Origin of the sequence: Pseudomonas sp. HT11, assembly GCF_044875395.1 — a bacterium.
Taxonomy (GTDB): Bacteria; Pseudomonadota; Gammaproteobacteria; order Pseudomonadales; family Pseudomonadaceae; genus Aquipseudomonas.
In genome coordinates, this window is the sequence record NZ_CP173217.1 from 6,008,996 (window position 1) to 6,029,322 (window position 20,327).

General features: G+C 59.3%; 18 protein-coding genes. 3 read left to right on the forward strand and 15 right to left on the reverse strand.

The window, feature by feature from the left end; all coding sequences use genetic code 11:
- Nucleotides 1-37: 37 nt before the first annotated feature.
- The 5 genes from ABWL43_RS27805 to ABWL43_RS27825 all read right to left on the reverse strand — a co-directional run bounded on the left by ABWL43_RS27805 (nucleotide 38) and on the right by ABWL43_RS27825 (nucleotide 6,277).
- Nucleotides 38-1,132: a polyamine ABC transporter substrate-binding protein gene (locus ABWL43_RS27805; protein ID WP_145157887.1), complete on the reverse strand. Its 1,095-nt coding sequence runs from the start codon at nucleotides 1,130-1,132 to the stop codon at nucleotides 38-40.
- A gap of 242 nt (nucleotides 1,133-1,374) precedes the next feature.
- A complete protein-coding gene (locus tag ABWL43_RS27810) occupies nucleotides 1,375-2,469 on the reverse strand; it encodes a polyamine ABC transporter substrate-binding protein (RefSeq protein WP_106576071.1) in 1,095 nt (364 codons plus the stop codon).
- A gap of 206 nt (nucleotides 2,470-2,675) precedes the next feature.
- Nucleotides 2,676-4,040, reverse strand: a complete 1,365-nt coding sequence (locus ABWL43_RS27815) for an aspartate aminotransferase family protein (protein ID WP_404485784.1) — start codon at nucleotides 4,038-4,040, stop codon at nucleotides 2,676-2,678.
- A gap of 59 nt (nucleotides 4,041-4,099) precedes the next feature.
- The gene (locus ABWL43_RS27820) at nucleotides 4,100-5,458 is read right to left on the reverse strand and encodes a glutamine synthetase family protein (protein ID WP_017139534.1); all 1,359 of its coding nucleotides are present in this window, start codon (nucleotides 5,456-5,458) and stop codon (nucleotides 4,100-4,102) included.
- Nucleotides 5,459-5,497: 39 nt separating this feature from the next.
- Entirely contained in the window at nucleotides 5,498-6,277 is a 780-nt protein-coding gene (locus ABWL43_RS27825; protein ID WP_145157893.1) for a gamma-glutamyl-gamma-aminobutyrate hydrolase family protein, read from the reverse strand.
- A gap of 278 nt (nucleotides 6,278-6,555) precedes the next feature.
- On the opposite strand from ABWL43_RS27825, the gene ABWL43_RS27830 reads away from it, so the two are divergent.
- Both ABWL43_RS27830 and ABWL43_RS27835 read left to right on the forward strand, forming a co-directional pair.
- Nucleotides 6,556-7,932, forward strand: a complete 1,377-nt coding sequence (locus tag ABWL43_RS27830; protein WP_145157896.1) for a glutamine synthetase family protein — start codon at nucleotides 6,556-6,558, stop codon at nucleotides 7,930-7,932.
- 259 nt (nucleotides 7,933-8,191) lie between these two features.
- A complete protein-coding gene (locus ABWL43_RS27835; RefSeq protein ID WP_404485789.1) occupies nucleotides 8,192-8,821 on the forward strand; it encodes a TetR/AcrR family transcriptional regulator in 630 nt (209 codons plus the stop codon).
- Between the two features lie 130 nt (nucleotides 8,822-8,951).
- On the opposite strand, the gene ABWL43_RS27840 is transcribed toward ABWL43_RS27835, so the two are convergent.
- The 8 genes from ABWL43_RS27840 to ABWL43_RS27875 form a co-directional block, all read right to left on the reverse strand.
- Nucleotides 8,952-9,167, reverse strand: a complete 216-nt coding sequence (locus ABWL43_RS27840) for a molybdopterin-binding protein (protein ID WP_003213899.1) — start codon at nucleotides 9,165-9,167, stop codon at nucleotides 8,952-8,954.
- 19 nt (nucleotides 9,168-9,186) lie between these two features.
- Complete coding sequence (ssuB, locus tag ABWL43_RS27845; protein WP_106575750.1) at nucleotides 9,187-9,993, reverse strand: aliphatic sulfonates ABC transporter ATP-binding protein; 807 nt, start codon at nucleotides 9,991-9,993, stop codon at nucleotides 9,187-9,189.
- Nucleotides 9,990-10,778, reverse strand: coding sequence for an aliphatic sulfonate ABC transporter permease SsuC (ssuC, locus tag ABWL43_RS27850; protein ID WP_145157904.1), 789 nt, complete (start codon nucleotides 10,776-10,778; stop codon nucleotides 9,990-9,992). The genes ssuB and ssuC overlap by 4 nt, the downstream gene beginning before the upstream one ends.
- 9 nt (nucleotides 10,779-10,787) lie before the next feature.
- Nucleotides 10,788-11,936, reverse strand: coding sequence for an FMNH2-dependent alkanesulfonate monooxygenase (ssuD, locus tag ABWL43_RS27855; RefSeq protein ID WP_369301919.1), 1,149 nt, complete (start codon nucleotides 11,934-11,936; stop codon nucleotides 10,788-10,790).
- Between the two features lie 25 nt (nucleotides 11,937-11,961).
- Nucleotides 11,962-12,930, reverse strand: coding sequence for a sulfonate ABC transporter substrate-binding protein (locus tag ABWL43_RS27860; protein WP_119737339.1), 969 nt, complete (start codon nucleotides 12,928-12,930; stop codon nucleotides 11,962-11,964).
- A gap of 93 nt (nucleotides 12,931-13,023) precedes the next feature.
- Nucleotides 13,024-13,617, reverse strand: coding sequence for an NADPH-dependent FMN reductase (gene ssuE, locus ABWL43_RS27865; RefSeq protein WP_106575754.1), 594 nt, complete (start codon nucleotides 13,615-13,617; stop codon nucleotides 13,024-13,026).
- A 316-nt stretch (nucleotides 13,618-13,933) separates the two neighbouring features.
- Nucleotides 13,934-14,572 (reverse strand): peroxiredoxin, encoded by a 639-nt coding sequence (locus tag ABWL43_RS27870; protein WP_003195267.1) that lies wholly within the window; start codon nucleotides 14,570-14,572, stop codon nucleotides 13,934-13,936.
- 273 nt (nucleotides 14,573-14,845) lie between these two features.
- Nucleotides 14,846-16,204 carry an OprD family porin gene (locus ABWL43_RS27875; protein WP_404485796.1) on the reverse strand — a complete coding sequence of 453 codons (1,359 nt, stop codon included), beginning with the start codon at nucleotides 16,202-16,204 and terminating at the stop codon, nucleotides 14,846-14,848.
- A 369-nt stretch (nucleotides 16,205-16,573) separates the two neighbouring features.
- On the opposite strand from ABWL43_RS27875, the gene tauA reads away from it, so the two are divergent.
- A complete protein-coding gene (tauA, locus tag ABWL43_RS27880) occupies nucleotides 16,574-17,560 on the forward strand; it encodes a taurine ABC transporter substrate-binding protein (RefSeq protein WP_404485799.1) in 987 nt (328 codons plus the stop codon).
- A 131-nt stretch (nucleotides 17,561-17,691) separates the two neighbouring features.
- Here tauA and argA read toward each other — a convergent pair whose 3' ends face one another.
- Entirely contained in the window at nucleotides 17,692-18,990 is a 1,299-nt protein-coding gene (argA, locus tag ABWL43_RS27885) for an amino-acid N-acetyltransferase (protein ID WP_119737335.1), read from the reverse strand.
- Between the two features lie 133 nt (nucleotides 18,991-19,123).
- On the reverse strand, nucleotides 19,124-20,272 hold the full coding sequence (argE, locus tag ABWL43_RS27890) for an acetylornithine deacetylase (RefSeq protein ID WP_404485802.1): 1,149 nt from the start codon (nucleotides 20,270-20,272) through the stop codon (nucleotides 19,124-19,126).
- Between the last annotated feature and the right edge of the window lie 55 nt (nucleotides 20,273-20,327).

Consider the following 20,327-nt stretch of genomic DNA (forward strand, 5'->3'; position numbering starts at 1 on the left):
ATACGGGCGAAACCTTGGATAGTTTGAGCTTTAAGCCTTACTTGCCCGTCTTGACCTTGGTCCAGCTACGGGTCATTAAACGCTGCACGTTCGGGGGTAACTCGAAGTTGACAAACGTCCGGTCGAGAACCGCCTGCGGTGGGTAAACCGCTGCGTCGGTGCGTATCGATTGCTCCATCAGTTTGTCCGCCCCGGGGTTAGGGTTGGCGTAACCGACGTAATCACTGACCTGAGCGATCACCTCAGGTTGCAGTAAATAGTTGATGTAGGCGTGGGCCTCTTTAACGTTGGTCGCGTCCGCCGGAATCGCCAGCACGTCAAACCACAGGTTGCCGCCTTCTTTCGGAATCGCGTAGGCGATCTTCACGCCCTTGCCCGCCTCGGCCGCGCGGGCCTTGGCCTGGAACACATCACCGGAGAAGCCTGCCGCCACGCAGATGTTGCCGTTGGCCAGGTCCGAGATGTACTTGGACGAGTGGAAGTAAGTCACGTAAGGACGCACTTTCAGCAGTTTCTCTTCGGCCTTTTTATAGTCGGCCGGGTTGGTACTGTTGGGGTTCAGGCCCATGTAGTTGAGCACCGCCGGCAGCATTTCATCGGCCGAGTCCATGAACGAGACGCCACAGGTGGCCAGCTTCTTCATGTTCTCCGGCTCGAACAGCACGGCCCAGGAATCGATATGGTCGACGCCCAGTACTTCTTTGACTTTGTCGACGTTGTAACCGATGCCGTTGGTGCCCCACAGATACGGCACGGCGTACTGGTTACCCGGATCGTTCTTTTCCAGACGCTTGAGCAGCGCCGGGTCGAGGTTTGCATAATTAGTCAGCAATGACTTGTCGAGCTTCTGGAACGCCCCGGCCTTGATCTGCTTGCCGAGGAAGTGGTTCGACGGCACGACCACGTCGTAACCGGTACGCCCGGCGAGCAACTTGCCTTCCAGGGTTTCATTGGAATCAAACACGTCATACACGGGTTTGATGCCGCTGGCCTTTTCAAAGTTGGCCAGGGTGTCGGGACCGATGTAGTCCGACCAGTTATAAATATGCACAGTCGGCGCGGCCTGCACGCTGACAGCCAGCGTGATACCTGCACCCACCAGCACGGCTTTGCGAAATAAAGAAATTGGCAAGTGGAGGTCCTCTTAAATAGTTGGGCCTTAAAGTTGTTGCCCGGCAACAAAACCGGCGCGCAACTTACCCTCGATAAACCGATCCGGCAAAACTTTCTGTCATTTAATTTGTGGGAGTCGGTCTAGGTGGGAGCGGGCTTGCTCGCGAAGGCGATGTGTCAGCCAGCAGGTGTATCAACTGATACACCGCCTTCGCGAGCAAGCCCGCTCCCACACAAGCCCCCTCCCACAGGGTTTAAGGCTTATTTACCCGATTTGATTTTGGTCCAGCTGCGGGTCATTTCACGCTGAGTTGCAGCCGGCAAGTCAGCAATGGCGTAGAGCTTGGCTTGCACATCGGCGGACGGGTAGATGCCCGGGTCGCTGGTGATGTCTTTGTCGACCAGTGGGGTCGCTTTCTCGTTACCGTTCGGGAAACGTACGCTGTTGGTGATGGCAGCCATGACTTTCGGCTCCAGCAGGTAGTTCATGAACTTGTAGGCAGCGTCGACGTTTTCGGCATCTTTAGGGATGGCGACCATGTCATAGAAACTGCCGGCGCCTTCTTTCGGAATGTCGTAGGCCACCTTGACCTTGCCACCGGCTTCAGCTGCGCGGGATTTGGCCTGCTGGATGTCACCCGAGTAGCCCACGGCTACGCAGATGTTGCCGTTGGCCAGGTCCGAGATGTACTTGGACGAGTGGAAGTAGCCGATCGATGGGCGCAGCTTGAGGAACAGGTCCTCGGCTTGCTTGAGGTCGGCCTTTTTCTGGGTGTCGGTCGGCAGGCCCAGGTAATGCAGCGCCACCGGCAGCATTTCGGTTGGCGAATCCAGGAAGCTCACGCCGCAGCCTTTCAGCTTGGCGAGGTTCTCCGGCTTGAGGATGGTGTCCCAGGATTCGATCTTGTCGATGCCCAGTGCAGCCTTGACCTTCTCCGGGTTGTAGCCGATACCGATCGAGCCCCACATGTACGGGAAGGCGTGCTTGTTGTCCGGGTCGCTGACCGACACGGCCTTGAGCAGGGATTTGTTCAGGTTGTCGTAGTTGGACAGCTTGGACTTGTCCAGCTCCTGATAGACACCGGCCTTGATCTGCTTGGCGAGGAAGTTGTTCGACGGTACGACAATGTCGTAACCGGACTTGCCTGCCAACAACTTGGCTTCCAGCGTCTCGTTGCTGTCGAAAACGTCGTACACCACTTTAATGCCCGACTCTTTTTCAAAGTTGGCGATGGTGTCCGGTGCAATGTAGTCGGACCAGTTATAGACGTGCAGCACTTTATCGTCTGCCTGGGCCGCGCCCGCCATTGCGCCCAACAGGGACAAGGCGAGGAGGGTCTTGCCAGCGTTCTTCAAACCTAATGCCTTCATTTGGTGATGCTCCAATTTTTCTTTTTTGGGCCACATTTTTTACACGTTCAGCGGCCCTTCCAAAGGGCAACAAAACAGGGCGACAGTCTGGCAAGTTCAGGGGCCGGCTTTCAACCAAAGCACCCTTATTACTGCGTTTTTGTAACTGCCCGGACGCAGCGCCCGAAGCCGCTGCGCCCTGAGCCTAGCACTTAGCCCTGCAATGCCGCCAAAGTCAGGTCCAGGCACTGGCGAGCCTTGGTGACCAGTTCGTCGATTTCCGCCTTGCTGATCACCAGCGACGGCGAAATGATCATGGTGTCGCCCACGGCGCGCATGATCAGGCCGTTATCGAAGCAGAACGTGCGGCAGATCATGCCCACACCACGGCCTTCGTAACGTTTGCGCGTGGCCTTGTCCTGCACCAGCTCAATCGCCCCGAGCATGCCGACTCCGCGAACTTCACCCACCAACGGGTGATCAGCCAGTTCCCTCAGACGTTTCTGCAAATACGGTGCCGTTTCTTCGTGCACACGGTTAACGATTTTTTCATCGCGCAGGATGCGGATGTTTTCCAGCGCCACAGCTGCCGCTACCGGGTGACCGGAATAGGTGAAACCGTGGTTGAAATCGCCGCCTTCATTGAGCACGGCGACCACGTCGTCGTGCACGATCAGGCCGCCCATGGGGATGTAACCCGAGGTCAGGCCCTTGGCGATGGTCATCATGTGCGGCTTGAGGTCGTAGAAGTCGCTGCCGAACCACTCACCGGTACGGCCAAAACCGCAGATCACTTCGTCAGCAACAAACAGGATGTCGTACTTGGCGAGGATTTCCTTGATGCGCGGCCAGTAGGTTGCTGGCGGCACGATCACGCCACCGGCGCCCTGGATCGGCTCGGCAATAAAGGCACCGACGTTGTCCACGCCCACTTCCAGAATCTTCTCTTCCAACTGGTTGGCGGCCCATACCCCGAACGCTTCAGGGCTCATGTCGCCGCCTTCGCCATACCAGTAAGGCTGGGCGATGTGGGTGATGCCCGGAATCGGCAAGTCGCCCTGTTCATGCATATAGGTCATGCCGCCCAGGCTGGCGCCGGCCACGGTGGAACCGTGGTAGCCATTCTTGCGGCTGATGATGGTCTTCTTGTTCGGCTGGCCTTTGACCGCCCAATAGTGACGGACCATGCGCAACATGGTGTCGTTGCCTTCGGAGCCGGAGCCGGTAAAGAACACGTGGTTCATGCCGGCCGGTGCGATCTCGGAAATCACTTTGGCCAGTTCCAGCACCGGCGGGTGAGCGGTCTGGAAGAACAGGTTGTAATACGGCAGTTCTTTCATCTGCTTGGCGGCGGCGTCAGCCAGTTCATCGCGACCGTAACCGATCGCCACGCACCACAGGCCGGCCATGCCGTCGAGGATCTTGTTGCCTTCGCTGTCCCACAGGTAAACGCCGTGGGCTTTGGTGATGATCCGTGGGCCTTTCACTTTCAATTGCTTGAAGTCACTGAACGGCGCCAGGTGGTGATCGTTGCTCAAGGCTTGCCATTCACGGGTTTGCGGGTTGTTGCTGGACATACCAATCTCCTAGACTTTTTCAGGTGAGGGCGCGCCAATCCTGCGGCGCGCCCGGCGCATCAGACGGCGAAGAGCAGGAATTCCCGCTCCCATGAACTGATCACGCGCTTGAAGTTTTCATGCTCGGCCCGCTTGACCGCGACGTAGCCTGTGATGAATTTTTGACCCAGGTATTTCTCGATGGTCTTGCTGTTTTCCATGCGTTCCAGGGCGTCTTCGATGGTCAACGGCAGGCGCAGGTTGCGCCGCTCGTAGCCACGACCCACCACAGGCGCGCTCGGGTTATGGCCTTCGACCATGCCGATGTAGCCGCACAACAGGCTGGCGGCAATCGCCAGGTACGGGTTGGCGTCGGCGCCCGGCAGGCGGTTTTCGACGCGACGGTTCTGCGGGCCGGCATCCGGCACGCGCAGGCCCACGGTGCGGTTCTCTTCGCCCCACTCCACGTTCACCGGCGCCGAGGTGTCGGGCAGGAAGCGGCGGAACGAGTTCACGTTGGGGGCAAACAGCGGCAGCAATTCAGGGATGAATTTTTGCAGGCCGCCAATGTGGTTAAGGAACAGCTGGCTCATGGTCCCGTCTTCATTGGAGAAGACGTTCTTGCCGGTGGCGATGTCGATGATGCTCTGGTGCAAGTGCATCGCGCTGCCGGGCTCACCGGTCATCGGCTTGGCCATGAAGGTGGCGGCCACGTTGTGCTTGAGCGCGGCTTCACGCATGGTGCGCTTGAACACCAGGATCTGGTCGGCCAGGGACAGGGCATCGCCGTGACGGAAGTTGATTTCCATCTGCGCCGTGCCGTCCTCGTGGATCAGCGTGTCGAGGTCCAGCTCCTGCAGCTCGCACCAGTCGTAGACGTCTTCGAACAATGGGTCGAATTCGTTGGCTGCTTCTATAGAGAAGGATTGGCGACCGGTCTCCGGGCGCCCGGAACGGCCGATCGGCGGTTGCAGCGGGAAGTCCGGGTCTTCGCAGCGTTTGGTCAGGTAGAACTCCATCTCCGGCGCCACGATGGGCTGCCAGCCTCTGTCGGAGTACAACTTGAGGACTTTCTTGAGCACGTTGCGCGGCGACAGCTCGATCGGGTTGCCTTGCTTGTCGTAGGTGTCGTGAATCACCTGGGCGGTGGGCTCGATGGCCCAGGGCACCAGGAACACGGCGTTCTGGTCCGGGCGGCAGATCATGTCGATGTCGGCCGGGTCGAGCAATTCGTAATAGATGTCGTCTTCGACATAGTCGCCGGTCACGGTCTGCAACAGAACGCTCTCGGGCAGGCGCATGCCTTTTTCGGCGATGAACTTGTTGGTCGGCGAGATCTTGCCCCGGGTGATGCCGGTGAGGTCGCCAATCATGCATTCGACTTCTGTGATCTTGTGGTCTTTCAACCAATCGGTGAGCTGGTCGAGGTTGTTACTCATAAATGCCTCTGGGCTGTGTTTCCTGACATCCATTAAAGGTCAGGCGTAAGTTGACGCAGCATCCGCGTCGCGTTGCATCGCCCGCTGTCGACAGGCCGAACCAAAGGCCTGGAAGATCGCGAGGTAGTGCGGGTTAGAGCTTACCTGCCATTCGGGGTGCCATTGCACTCCTAAAGCAAAAGCCTTGCCCGCGGTGTAAGAAAAAGCTTCGATCAACCCATCAGGCGCAGTGGCTTCGACCTGCAAACCGGGCGCCAGGCGGTCAACGCCCTGGCTGTGAATCGAGTTGACCTGGATCGTCTGCGGCAAACCCAGGCTTGCCAATACCCCATTCGGGGAGATCGCCACGGCGTGCGCCGGGCCGTACTGAACGTCCAGCGGCTGAGTGTCGTCTTCGCGGTGATCCATCATGCCCGGCACTTCATGAACCTTCTGGTGCAGGCTGCCGCCAAATGCCACGTTCATTTCCTGAAACCCACGGCAGATGCCCAGCACCGGCACGCCTGCCGCAATCGCGGCACGCAGCAACGGCAAAGTGGTCTGGTCGCGTGCAGAATCATGAGCAGTCCCGGGCGCGCTGGCCGGACCGTCGTAATGAAAGGGTTCGATATTGGAAGGAGAGCCGGTAAATAGAATGCCATCCAGGCCGTCAAAAATATTGGCCGGGTCGAGCAGATCGCCCAAGGATGGAATGATCAATGGCAAGCCCTTGGCAGCGGTGGCCACTGCACGGACGTATTTGTCGCCACTGATGTGATAAGCATGCAGACCGACCTGTTTGGAGCAGGCGGTGACGCCGATTAACGGCAGGCGAGACATGAAGCACCCCGGTATTATTGCTGTTATGGGTTTGAATCGAGCTTAGCCTTGTTCATTTTTTTACACAACACCCCCGTAAAAAATACAACACGGCCCGCTCAAGCCTGCTAGTCCCAAGCCCTCCAAACCCAAAAAACCGCCCCAAAAAGCCCCAAAAAAGGCCTCAAGGCGCTTTTTTAGGGCAAAAAAGGCCTCGCTTGACTTCGGCATGCCGTTCGGGTTGACTGAAACCAGAAAAGATCAATGATTGATATTTTTAACAACAAAGGTGTTGCATCATGTCGGTACCCCCGCGTGCCGTTCAGCTTAACGAAGCGAACGCGTTCCTTAAGGATCATCCTGAGGTTCTGTACGTAGACCTTCTAATTGCGGATATGAATGGTGTGGTGCGCGGCAAGCGCATCGAACGCACCAGCCTCCACAAGGTTTACGAGAAGGGCATTAACCTGCCTGCCTCTTTATTTGCCCTGGATATCAACGGCTCGACGGTGGAAAGCACCGGCCTGGGTCTGGACATCGGTGATGCTGACCGAATCTGTTATCCGATCCCCGACACCCTGTGCAATGAACCCTGGCAAAAGCGCCCCACCGCGCAACTGCTGATGACCATGCACGAACTTGAAGGTGAACCTTTCTTCGCCGATCCTCGCGAAGTACTCCGCCAAGTTGTCAGCAAATTCGACGACCTCGGTCTGACCATCTGCGCCGCCTTCGAGCTTGAGTTCTACCTGATCGACCAGGAGAACGTGAACGGCCGCCCCCAACCGCCCCGCTCGCCGATCTCCGGCAAACGCCCGCACTCGACCCAGGTCTACCTGATCGACGACCTCGACGAATACGTCGACTGCCTCCAGGACATTCTGGAAGGGGCCAAAGAGCAAGGCATCCCTGCCGACGCCATCGTCAAGGAAAGTGCCCCGGCGCAGTTCGAAGTGAACCTGCACCACGTGGCCGACCCGATCAAGGCCTGCGACTACGCAGTTCTGCTCAAGCGCCTGATCAAGAACATCGCCTACGACCATGAGATGGACACCACCTTCATGGCCAAGCCTTACCCGGGCCAGGCAGGCAACGGCTTACACGTACACATTTCGATCCTGGACAAGGACGGCAAGAACATCTTTGCCAGCGAGGATCCCGAGCAGAACGCCGCATTGCGTCACGCGATCGGCGGTGTGCTCGAGACCCTACCCGCCCAAATGGCGTTCCTGTGCCCTAACGTCAACTCCTACCGTCGTTTCGGCGCACAGTTCTACGTGCCGAACTCGCCGTGCTGGGGCCTGGATAACCGCACCGTGGCGATCCGCGTACCGACCGGCTCGTCCGATGCCGTACGTATCGAACACCGCGTGGCCGGCGCCGACGCCAACCCTTACCTGCTGATGGCTTCGGTCCTGGCAGGCGTGCACCACGGTCTGACCAACAAGATCGAACCGAGCGCACCCGTGGAAGGCAACAGCTACGAGCAGAACGAACAAAGCCTGCCGAACAACCTGCGCGATGCCCTGCGCGAGTTGGACGACAGCGAGGTGATGGCCAAGTACATCGATCCCAAGTACATCGATATCTTCGTTGCCTGTAAGGAAAGTGAGCTGGAGGAGTTTGAACACTCCATCTCCGACCTTGAGTACAACTGGTACTTGCATACCGTGTAAGCGGTTGCGGTATTCAATGCGGTGGGCAAGCTTTCTGTGGCGAGCAGGCTTGCCCTGCGTTGGGCTGCGAAGCGGCCCTAAAACCGGACGCCGAGTTCTTGCTGAAGGAACTCGGCGTTTCTATTGGGGCTGCTTCGCAGCCCAGCGCAGGGCAAGCCTGCTCGCCACAACAAGACTGATCCCCAGCCCCCACCTCATCCCAGGTATGGATCATCCACTGGCTCTGCGTACAATGCGCTCTGCCTTGTAGGAGACTTCCATGACTACCCGCCCCGCCGCTCCTCGCAAACCCCGCGCCCGCAGCCAGGCCCGGATCGATGCGATCCTCGACGCCGCCCGCACCTTGCTGGCGACCCAAGGCGTGGCCAGTCTGTCGATCTACAGCGTGGCCGAGCGCGCGCAGATTCCACCGTCGTCGGTGTACCACTTCTTTGCCAGCGTGCCGGCGTTGCTGGAAGCCCTGACCGCCGATGTGCACGCGGCGTTCCGGGCGGCGATCCAGGCGCCCATCGAGCACGAGCTACTCAAGCATTGGCGTGACCTGTCCTGCATCGTCGAGCAACGCATGCTCAGCATCTACGACCGTGACGCCGCCGCACGCCAATTGATCCTGGCCCAGCACGGGCTGACCGAAGTGACCCAGGCGGACCGTCAGCATGATCTGGAATTGGGGGATTTGATGCTGGAGGTGTTCAATCGTCACTTCCAAGTGCCGACGTTGCCCACCGATGTGGATGTGTTTGCCCTGGCGCTGGAACTGAGCGACCGCGTTTACGCGCGCTCGGTGCATCAGCACGGGCAGATTACGCCGCGCATGGCCGAGGAAGGAATGCGGGTGTTTGATGCGTATGTCGGGCTTTATTTGCCGGCGTATTTACCCAAGCGGTAAGGCTCGTGGTGACTGGCCCGGCCTCTTCGCGAGCAAGCCCGCTCCCACACTTGACCGAGTTCCAACGCTGGAATGCATTCAAATGTGGGAGCGGGCTTGCTCGCGAAGGCGGCCTCCAGAGCGACGACAATCACAACTTGGCGATCGACACCTCGGTGGACTTAACAAAGGCAATCACTTCGCTGCCAATCACCAACTCCAGCTCTTTGACCGAGCGGGTAGTGATCACGGAGGTCACGATGCCGGACGCCGTCTGCACGTCGATTTCCGACAACACGTCGCCTTCGACGATTTCCTTGATAGTGCCCTTGAACTGGTTACGTACGTTGATGGCTTTGATAGTCATGATGGTTTTCCTCTATGAGTTATTGGGCCCAACGCAATTGCGTAGGCAGCGGTGAAACAGGTTCGGGTTCCGGCGGCGTGCCGGGCAACGACAGCACACGGTTGAGCACTTCGGCTTCCAGCGCCGCCAGGCGATGTGAGCCCCGGGCGCGTGGGCGCGGCAGGTCGACGATCAGGTCGAGACCGATCTCGCCGTCCTCGATCAGAATCACCCGGTCGGCAATCGCCACGGCTTCGCTGACGTCGTGGGTCACCAGCAACACGGTGAAGCCGTGCTTCTGCCACAGGTTTTCGATCAGTTGCTGCATCTCGATACGGGTCAGGGCATCCAGCGCACCCAGCGGCTCATCCAGCAGCAGCAGGCGCGGCTGGTGAATCAACGCGCGGGCCAGCGCCACACGCTGCTTCTGGCCACCGGACAAGGCCGCCGGCCACTCGTTGGCACGCTCGGCCAGGCCAACCGCTTCCAGCGCTTCAAGCGCCTTGGGACGCCAGTTGCCCTTCAGACCCAGACCCACGTTGTCGATGATTTTTTTCCACGGCAGCAGGCGCGCTTCCTGGAACATCAACCGCGTGTCTTCAATTGCATCGCCGAGTGGCGCGGAGCCCGCCAGCAGCTCACCGCCGCTGGCTTTGTCCAGGCCAGCCAGCAAGCGCAGCAAGGTACTTTTGCCGCAGCCGCTGCGCCCCACCACCGCCACGAACTGGCCAGCGGGAATGTGCAGATCAATCTCTTTAAGTACTTCCCGCGCACCAAAGGCCTTGCGCAATTTGCGCACCGCCAGCGGGATGCCCTTGAGCAGGCGCGGAGGTTGTTGAGCCGTCATGCCGCACCTCCTTTATTCACTTGATAGGCCGGGTGCCAGCGCAGCCACACACGCTCCAGGCCACGCGCGGCCAGGTCGGCCAGCTTGCCGAGGATGGCGTACATGACGATGGCCAACACCACCACGTCGGTTTGCAGAAATTCACGCGCATTCATCGCCAGGTAACCGATGCCGGAGCTGGCCGAGATGGTTTCCGCCACGATCAGCGTCAACCACATAAAGCCCAGGGCGAAGCGCACGCCCACCAGGATCGACGGCAGCGCGCCCGGCAGGATCACCTGACGGAACAGGCTGAAGCCGGACAAGCCGTAGCTGCGCGACATTTCTACCAGCGCCGGGTCGACGTTGCGGATGCCGTGATAGGTGTTCAGGTAAATCGGGAACAGCGTGCCGAGGGCGACCAGGAAAATCTTCGCGGTCTCGTCAATGCCAAACCACAGGATCACCAGCGGAATCAGTGCCAGGTGCGGCACGTTGCGGATCATCTGCACCGAGCTGTCCAGCAGGCGCTCGCCCCATTTCGACAGGCCGGTGATAAAGCCCAGGGCCAGACCGATGCTGCCACCGATCACAAAACCCAGGCCGGCACGCCAGCCGCTGATGGCCAGGTGTTTCCAGATTTCACCGGTGCGCACCAGGTTGACCCCGGCTTCGATCACAGCGCTCGGCGCCGGCAGAATGCGCGTCGACAACCAGCCCGCCGATACCGACAGCTGCCACACCGCCAGCAACAGAATCGGCAGCACCCAAGGCGCGACACGATGGCTTAATTTTTCATAGTTCATGACTACGCCTCAGCTCTGCGACGCCGCTTTGGGAAGGATGTCGTTGGCGACCATCTCGCCGAACGGGCTGACGTAACCGGCGCTTTTCGGCAGCTCGGGACGTTCGATATCCAAGTGCGGGAACAGCAGTTCGGCAACCCGATACGACTCTTCCAGGTGTGGATAACCGGAGAAGATGAACGTGTCGATGCCCAACGCAGCGTATTCATTGACGCGTGCCGCGACGGTCGGACCATCGCCCACCAGCGCGGTGCCTGCGCCGCCGCGTACCAGGCCAACGCCGGCCCACAGGTTGGGGCTGACTTCGAGGTTGTCGCGGTTGCCGCCGTGCAAGGCGGCCATGCGCTGCTGGCCCACGGAGTCGAAGCGTGCGAGAGAAGCCTGGGCACGGGCGATGGTCTCGTCATCCACATGGGAGATCAGTTTGTCCGCGGCTTTCCATGCTTCCTCGTTGGTCTCGCGCACGATCACATGCAGGCGAATGCCAAAGCGCACGGTGCGCCCGAGCTTCGCGGCCTTGGCGCGCACCTGTTCGATTTTTTCCGCGACCGCCGCCGGTGGTTCGCCCCAGGTCAGGACCATTTCAACCTGTTCGGCTGCCAGGTCCTGGGCCGCTTCGGAAGAACCGCCGAAGTACAGCGGCGGACGCGGTTGCTGGATCGGCGGGTAGAGCAATTTGGCACCTTTAACGCTGATGTGCTCGCCGTCGTAGTCCACGGTTTCGCCTTCGAGCACGCGGCGCCAGATGCGCGTGAATTCCACCGAGGCCTGGTAGCGCTCTTCGTGGCTGAGGAACAAGCCGTCGCCGGCCAGTTCTTCCGGATCACCGCCGGTGACCAGGTTGAACAGCGCACGACCGCCGGACAGGCGATCCAGGGTCGCGGCCTGACGCGCGGCCACCGTCGGGGAAATGATCCCGGGGCGCAGTGCGACAAGGAATTTCAAACGCTGAGTCACCGGGATCAGCGAGGCGGCCACCAGCCACGAGTCTTCGCAGGAGCGGCCGGTGGGAATCAGCACACCGCCAAAACCCAGCCGGTCAGCGGCTTGGGCCACTTGCTGCAGATAACCGTGATCGACGGCGCGAGCGCCTTCGGCGGTGCCAAGGTAATGGCCGTCGCCGTGGGTAGGCAGGAACCAGAAAATATTGAGGCTCATGGAGTTGTCTCCTGAAGAAATCGGATTACGGCGCTGTGGCAACGGCGGCGGGTGGCGTCCAGATCACGTCCTTGATGTTCAAGGGTTTGGGGATCAGTTTGAGCTGGTAGAAGCTGTCGGCGATTTTCTGCTGGGCGGCGACCACGTCCGGAGTCAGGAACAGCGCGCCGTAGCCCTGGCGCTTCACCGAGGTCAGGGTGATGTCAGCCGGCAGGCCAAGCAGCGGTGCGACTTGCTCGGTGACTTCCTGCGGGTTGGCCTTGGACCATTCGCCCACTGCGCGCACTTCTTCCACCAGCGCCTTGATCACTTCAGGGTGCTGCGTGGCGTACGGCTTGGTGGCCAGGTAGAACTGGTGGTTGTCGGCGATGCCGGTGCCGTCACGCAGGGTGCGCGCCTGCAGTTGTTTCTCGGCGGCAGCCTGGTACGGGTCCCAGATCACCCAGGCGTCGACGCTGCCACGCTCGAACGCGGCGCGGGCATCGGCGGGCGGCAGGAACACGGTCTGCACGTCGGTGTATTTCAGGCCGGCATCTTCCAGCGCACGCACCAGCAGGTAGTGCACGTTGGAGCCTTTATTGAGCACGATTTTCTTGCCCTTGAGCTCGGCCACGGATTTGATCGGCGAGTCTTTCGGCACCAGGATCGCTTCGCTGGTCGGCGCCGGCGGCTCGTAAGCCACGTAGAGCAGATCGGCACCGGCCGCCTGGGCGAAGACCGGCGGGGTTTCGCCGGTAACGCCGAAGTCGATGGAGCCGACGTTCAGGCCTTCGAGCAGTTGCGGGCCACCGGGGAATTCAGTCCATTGCACCTGCACGCCTTGGGCGGCCAGGCGTTTTTCCAGGGTGCCCTTGGCTTTGAGCAGCACCAGCGTGCCGTACTTCTGATAGCCGATCCGCAGGGTTTCGGCGGCTTGGGCTTGAACCATGGCGCCGAAGGACACAGCCGCAACAAACAGTGCGACCAGACCACGACGCAAGATGACAGTGCGCATGGCGCTCTCTCCAAAAATGCGATGAGGGGGTTGGCTGCACCTGCTTGGCCGTTGGCGGCTGAGTAAGGTGAGTACTACAAAATCCGGTGAGGCTTAAATGCTCCAGCGAGCACTCAACAAACGTTCATTCAACACATTGGGGTCCAGCGGTTTCGGGCGACGGGCCATGGCGCTATAGAACGTCTCCAGGGCCTCGTGCAAACGCTGTTCAAGCACGGGCACCAGCTGCGCCTGGGCGCTGCCTTCGGCATAAGCGATCTGGCTGTCCTCGGCAAAAATGCCGTGGAGCAATTCCTGGGCCTTGAGGGCCGACAGCACGGGCTTCAGTGCGTAGTCCACCGCCAGCATGTGCGCGATGCTGCCGCCCGTGGCCATGGGCAATACGATCTTGTGCGCCAGGGCGCGTTCGGGCAGCAGATCCAGCACGGTTTTCAGCGCGCCGGAGAACGAGGCTTTGTACACCGGCGTGGCAATGACCAGGCCGTCGGCGTTGGCGACCTGTTGCAGCAGGTCGATGACCTTTGGGCTGTCGAAGCGCGCATGCAGCAAGTCTTCGGCCGGGAAGTCCCGTATCTGATAACTCACCACTTCCACGCCTTTGTCTTGCAGCCACTGACGGGTTTTTTCCAGCAAGACCCCGGAGCGGGAACGCTGGCTGGGACTGCCTCCAAGTGTTACGACCAGCATGCAGGTATTCCTTGAGCAAGTGTCGGCGGTTCGCTGTGTGGCGATGGCGCCAAGATGGGACAGACCATATCAGGTGATTTATATATCTATAAATCTTATTTTTTCATTTGTTTATTCTATAAATGCATATGCACTTTATAAATCCTGGGGCGAAAAAAAAGGCCGTCGAAACGGCCTGAAAACCCCTGCTATGTGAGACTGGAAATGCGTTCAAATGTGGGAGCGGGCTTGCTCGCGAATGCTGACTTTCAGTTGATGCATCTTTGAATGACACACCGCTTTCGCGAGCAAGCCCGCTCCCACATTGGGTTGTGTGTTAACGGTTGGGCTGTGGGGTGAGGCGCAGGTACGGCTTCACGGCGCGATAGCCCTTGGGAAAGCGCTTCTTGATCTCTTCCTCATCCTTGAGCGACGGCACGATCACCACCTCATCACCGTCCTGCCAGTTGGCGGGCGTGGCTACCTTGTGGTTGTCGGTCAGCTGCAGCGAGTCGATGACCCGCAGGATTTCGTGGAAGTTGCGGCCGGTGCTGGCCGGGTAGGTAATCGTCAGGCGGATCTTCTTGTTCGGGTCGATCACGAACAAGGAGCGCACGGTGAGGGTGTCACTGGCGTTCGGGTGGATCAGGTCATACAGGTCCGAGACTTTGCGATCGGCGTCGGCGAGGATCGGGAAGTTGACGACCGTGTTCTGGGTTTCGTTGATGTCTTCGATCCATTTGTGGTGCGAGTCCACCGGGTCGACCGACAGGGCAATGGCCTTGACGCCGCGCTTGGCGAATTCGTCCTTGAGCTTGGCGGTAAAGCCAAGCTCGGTGGTGCACACCGGGGTGAAGTCCGCCGGATGGGAAAACAGCACGCCCCAGCTATCGCCCAACCATTCGTGGAAACGAATCTTGCCGGCGCTGGAATCCTGTTCGAAGTCGGGGGCGATGTCGCCCAGTCTTAGGCTCATGGTGTGGCTCCTGGTGAGTGCTTATGGAGCCCACTGTGCATGGGTTGAAGATTATTTAAAAAGAATAAATATCGATTTATTTAGACGATAAACGAATATTAAAAATCAATTCATTGGACGCGGGAAAGACCGAGGATCAACATCCGTCACAAGGTTCGAGAAGGCCTTGAGACGCTGTACAAAGAAGGGATTCAGGAAGGGCTTGCGGGGGTTGAGCCCGACTTGAAAGTAAAGCACCCTGCCCGGCGTTGCGCCGGGCAAGGTTTTACGCTCTTACTTGAACGCGTAGCTGTAGCTAACGATTACGCGGTTTTCGTCCTGGGCACGGGTGTTAACCAAGTCGGTACGCCACATAGCGTTTTTCCAGGCGACGCCGAGGTTTTTCAGCGGGCCTTCTGGAACAACGTAAGCCAGAGTCAGGTCGCGTTCCCACTCGGTTTTATCACCGGCGGTGGTCTGGATGTTGCTGCCTTTGAGGTAGACAACACCAGCAGTCAGGCCTGGCAGGCCAACCTTGGCGAAGTCATACGCGTAGCGAGCTTGCCAGGTGCGTTCGCCGGCACGGGCAAACTTCTGGATTTGCATGTCGGTGGTGGTGCTGTTCGAAGAGCCATCACCTTGGTTCAGCCAAGGGAAGTCGCTGTCGCCCTTGGTGTACTGGTAGCCACCGCCGAAGGTGTGACCGGCAACCGAGTACAACGCCAGGTAGCTGTACAGATCGTTGTCGACCTTGCCTTTAACCTTGGTGGCGTTGGTCGGGTGATCCGAGTAGTAACCCGAAGTGTAGTAGCCCGCTTCGTTGCCGTTGGCGCCGTTGTCGCGGCTGCGGTAGTAACGCAGGTCACTTTTCAACACGCCAGGACCGATAGCCCAGTTGTGGACCAAGCCCAGGAAGTTCTGCGCGTAGAAGTCTTTCAGCTCGCCGTAGTAGTACGAAGCGGTCAGATCTTTGGTGATTTTGTAGTCAGCACCGGCGTAGTAGAACTTGTTGACGAAGTTGCCAGCGTCATAGTTCGAGCCACCGTTGGCACCCGCCAGCGACAGGCCTTCGTTGTTGCTGGAGTTACGGCCCTTGGAGTGCTCGATCTGACCGGCAGTCAGGGTCAGGTCCTTGATCTCGTTCGAGGAGATCTCGCCACCTTGGAACGTTTGCGGCAGCAGACGACCGTCGTTGGTTTTGATAACCGGGTTGTTTGGCTGCAGGGTGCCGATTTTCAGCACGGTCTGGGAAACCTTGACCTTGCCGGTCACACCCAGGCTGGCGAAATCGTTGACCGCTTTGTTGTCATCGCTTGGGAACACGGTGCCGCCAGACGCGGTGCCAGTGTAGTTACCGTGATCGGCACGGCTGGAATCCAGACGTACGCCGTACAGGCCGATAGCGTCAAGACCGAAACCAACGGTCCCTTCGGTGAAGCCGGAGATGAAACGCAGGTCAAAACCTTGGCCCCATTCAGCGTTCTTGCTGCGGGTGTTCGAGGTCGCCGAAGGCTTCAAATCACGGTTGTCGGTGTTGATGTAAAAGTTACGCAGACCCAGTGTTACTTTGCTGTCATCGATGAAACCGGCGGAGTTTGCCTGTTGGGCAATCGCAGCGACAGCCACGGCCAACGCCAATGTTGACTTCTTCATGTACCGCTCCTCTCATTTCTAATTTTTGTATTTCTAGGTCCTGGGTCTGACGCCCCGGATCCACAGATGCGCGATTAGCGCCAGATAGTGACTACCAAGTCAATCGTAACTTTGTATGTCTACTACCTTCGTCTAACCGCAGTTAATTTGGTCCCTGCAGGGTAATGAGTTTTTCATACACCCAAAAAGAATTGTTTCATTCTTTTTCATACGATCCAGGAATAAGCCTTTCCATGAGGCGAGCCGATCAGCGTAGACCAACCGCTCCATAAGCTAATTCCTAAAGGGTATTTACCAGCCTTTTTTTAGATCGATTAGTGTGGCCGTACTGTTGCATACGTCACCCACGATCAAAAAGGCGACGCCATCATGGCCAAAGGCACATCCTCCCGTCAATTTGTTACAGTTTTTGTGTCACTAATACTTTCTTTTGGTGTCAAAGCGGCCGATTTAACCATCGGCTACCAAACCGGCATCGACCCCAGCAAAGTCCCACAGGCCGACGGCCTCTACGAAAAAGCCCTCGGCGAGAAGATTGCCTGGCGCCGTTTCAACAGTGGGCCCGACGTTGTAACCGCGATTGCGTCCGGCGATGTGCAAATCGGCAACCTCGGTTCCAGCCCCCTCGCAGCGGCGGCTTCACGCAATCTACCCATCGTGACCTTTATCGTATCGGCGCAGATCAATGCTTCTGAAGCCCTGGTTGTGCGCAATGGCAGTGGCATCGACAAACCGCAGGACCTGATCGGTAAAACCATCGCTACGCCCTTCGTCTCAACCTCTCATTACAGCCTGCTCGGCGCGCTGAAACATTGGGGACTGGACACCAAACAAGTCAAAGTAGTGAACCTGCAGCCTGCGGAAATTGCGGCCGCGTGGAAACGTGGCGATATCGACGGCGCGTTCGTGTGGTCACCGGCGCTGGGAGAAATCCGCAAGACCGGAAAAACCCTGACAGACGCAGCCCAGGTGGGCCAGTGGGGGGCGCCGACGTTTGAGGTGTGGGTAGCGCGCAAGGATTTCGCGGAAAAACATCCTGACGCAGTGGCCAAGTTTGCCAAGGTCACGCTGGATGCATTCGCCGACTACGCCGCCCATAAAGACGGCTGGACAGTGGATTCGGAGCCGGTGCAGAAAATCGCCAAACTGACAGGTTCAAATGCGGCCGATATTCCTGAGCTGTTGGCCGGCAGCACCTTCCCGGACGCCCAGGCGCAACAAACCGATGCCCTGCTTAAAGGGGGCACGGCGAAAGCGATTGGGGAAACGGCGAAGTTTTTGAAGGAACAGGGGAAGGTTGAGACGGTGTTGCCGGACTACTCGGCCTTTGTGACCGATAAATTCATCAGCCAATAAGGTAATCAAATGTGGGAGCTGGCTTGCCTGCGATAGCATCACCTCGGTTTATCTGAAAAACCGAGTCGTCTGCATCGCAGGCAAGCCAGCTCCCACATGAGCCAGCTCTTTATCAGGCAGGAAGACCAGGCTTACAGCGCCTTCTCGAAAATCTTCGAGTTACGCTGATAGTTGTACAGCGACGCCCGCGCTGACGGCAGGCGGTCGACGCTGCTCGGCACAAACCCGCGCTCACGGAACCAGTGTGCGGTTCGCGTGGTGAGCACAAACAGCGTCTTCAAACCCTGCGCCCGCGCACGGGTCTCGATGCGCTCCAGCAACACGTCGCCGCGTGCGCCGTGACGATACTCCGGGTTGACCGCCAGACACGCCAGTTCCCCTGCATCCGAATCCGCGATCTGATACAGCGCCGCACAGGCGATGATCATGCCTTCGCGCTCAACCACGCTGAACTGCTCGATCTCGCGCTCCAGCACTTCCCGCGAACGCCGCACCAGAATACCCTGCTCTTCTAGCGGGCTGATCAGGTCGAGCAAACCGCCCACATCCTCAATCGCCGCCTCGCGCACCTGTTCGAATTGCTCCTGGGCCACCAGCGTACCGCCGCCGTCCCGGGTGAACAGCTCGGTGAGCAACGCGCCGTCTTCGGCGTAGCTGACGATATGGCTGCGCCCTACTCCGCCCCGACACGCTTCGGCGGCGGCGTCCAACAGTTCAGCTTGATAGTTGCTGCCCAGGCGCTGCAGGTGCGCCGGCACTTGCTGCGGACGCAGCTCGCGGACCAGGCGACCATGTTCGTCGATCAGGCCCAGATCGGCGCCAAACAGCAGCAGCTTGTCGGCGCCCAGGTCGATGGCGGCACGGGTGGCGACGTCTTCGCAGGCCAGGTTGAAGATTTCGCCGGTCGGCGAGTAACCCAACGGCGACAGCAGCACGATGGAGCGCTCGTCCAGCAGGCGGTTGATGCCCTTGCGGTCGACCCGGCGCACTTCGCCGGTGTGGTGGTAATCCACGCCTTCAAGCACTCCGATCGGCCGTGCCGTAACCAGGTTGCCGCTGGCGACGCGCAGGCGCGAGCCCTGCATCGGCGAGGAGGCCATGTCCATCGACAGGCGTGCTTCGATAGCAATGCGCAGGTGGCCGACCGCATCGATCACGCACTCCAGCGTCGCGGCATCCGTGATGCGCAGGCCTTCGTGGTAAGCCGGGGTGAGGCCACGCGCTTCAAGGCGCGCTTCGATTTGTGGGCGCGACCCGTGAACCAATACCAACCGCACGCCCAGGCTATGGAGCAGCACCAGGTCGTGGACGATGTTGCCGAAGTTGGGATGTTCCACACCATCGCCGGGCAGCATGACCACAAAGGTGCAGTCGCGGTGAGCGTTGATGTAGGGCGAAGCGTGACGAAGCCAATTGACGTATTCGGGCATAAAACCTGGGCCTGTAATAAAAAGCAGCCAAAAAAGGATGAAACATAAAAGCGCACAGCGGGCTGATGGTTATCGTCGGAACAGGCTTGGCGACACGCTCGCTCTCCTTATGTACGAATGGGCAGGGGTTAATTTATGCAGGTTTCAGGCAGTAATGCTCGATCAGTTCCCGCAATAGACGCACTGTAGGCGTCAAGCGTGACATTTCGAGGTACTCGCCCGGCTGGTGGGCGCAGGCAATATCGCCAGGGCCAAGCACCAGGGTTTCACAACCAAGGCGCTGAAGATAAGGCGCTTCGGTGCCGAACGCTACTGCTTCGGCACGATGACCGGTCAATCGTTCCGCCACCCGCACCAACTCGGCGTCTTCGGCCTGCTCGAACGGCGGCACTTCGGGGAACAACGGCGCGTAGTCGATCTTGACTTTATGACGCTCGGCCAGGGGTTCGAGCTTTTGCCGGATAGCGTCGCGCAGCACCTTGGGGTCCATGCCCGGCAGGGGCCGCAGGTCGAACTCCAGGGAACATTGGCCGCAGATACGGTTGGGGTTGTCGCCGCCGTGGATACAACCGAAGTTCATGGTCGGTTGCGGCACGCTGAATTGCGGGTTGCGGTACTCGCGCTGCCAGGCCAGCCGCAGGCCGCGCAGTTCACCAATGGCATCGTGCATGGCTTCCAGAGCACTGTGGCCCAGGCTTGGGTCCGACGAATGGCCGCTTTGCCCAAGGATGTCGATGCGTTCCATCATCACGCCTTTGTGCAGGCGGATCGGCTTGAGGCCTGTCGGTTCGCCGATCACCGCCGCGCGGCCCAACGGGCGCCCGGCCTCGGCCAGTGCGCGGGCGCCGGACATCGAGCTTTCTTCATCGCACGTGGCGAGGATCAGCAGCGGTTGTTTGAACGGCTGGTCCAGCAACGGCAGCACGGCTTCGATGATCAGCGCAAAAAAGCCTTTCATGTCGCAGCTGCCCAGTCCTACCCAACGGCCGTCAACTTCCGTCAACTTGAGCGGATCGGTCTTCCACAGCGCGGCGTCGTAGGGAACGGTATCGCTATGCCCGGCCAGCACCAGACCTCCAGGGCCACTGCCGAAGCTGGCGAGCAGGTTGAACTTGCCCGGGCTGACTTGCTGGATGTCGATGGCAAAACCCAGATCGCCCAGCCACCCGGCGAGCAGATCGATCACCGGGCGGTTGGTCTGGTCGAGAGACGCTTGGGTGCAACTGACCGACGGCGCGGCAATCAATGCGGCGAATTGCTCTTTCATGGACGGTAACGGCATGCGCGGCCTCTCAACTTCCCGGATGAGCCCCACTATAGAACCATCTGCACGCCAC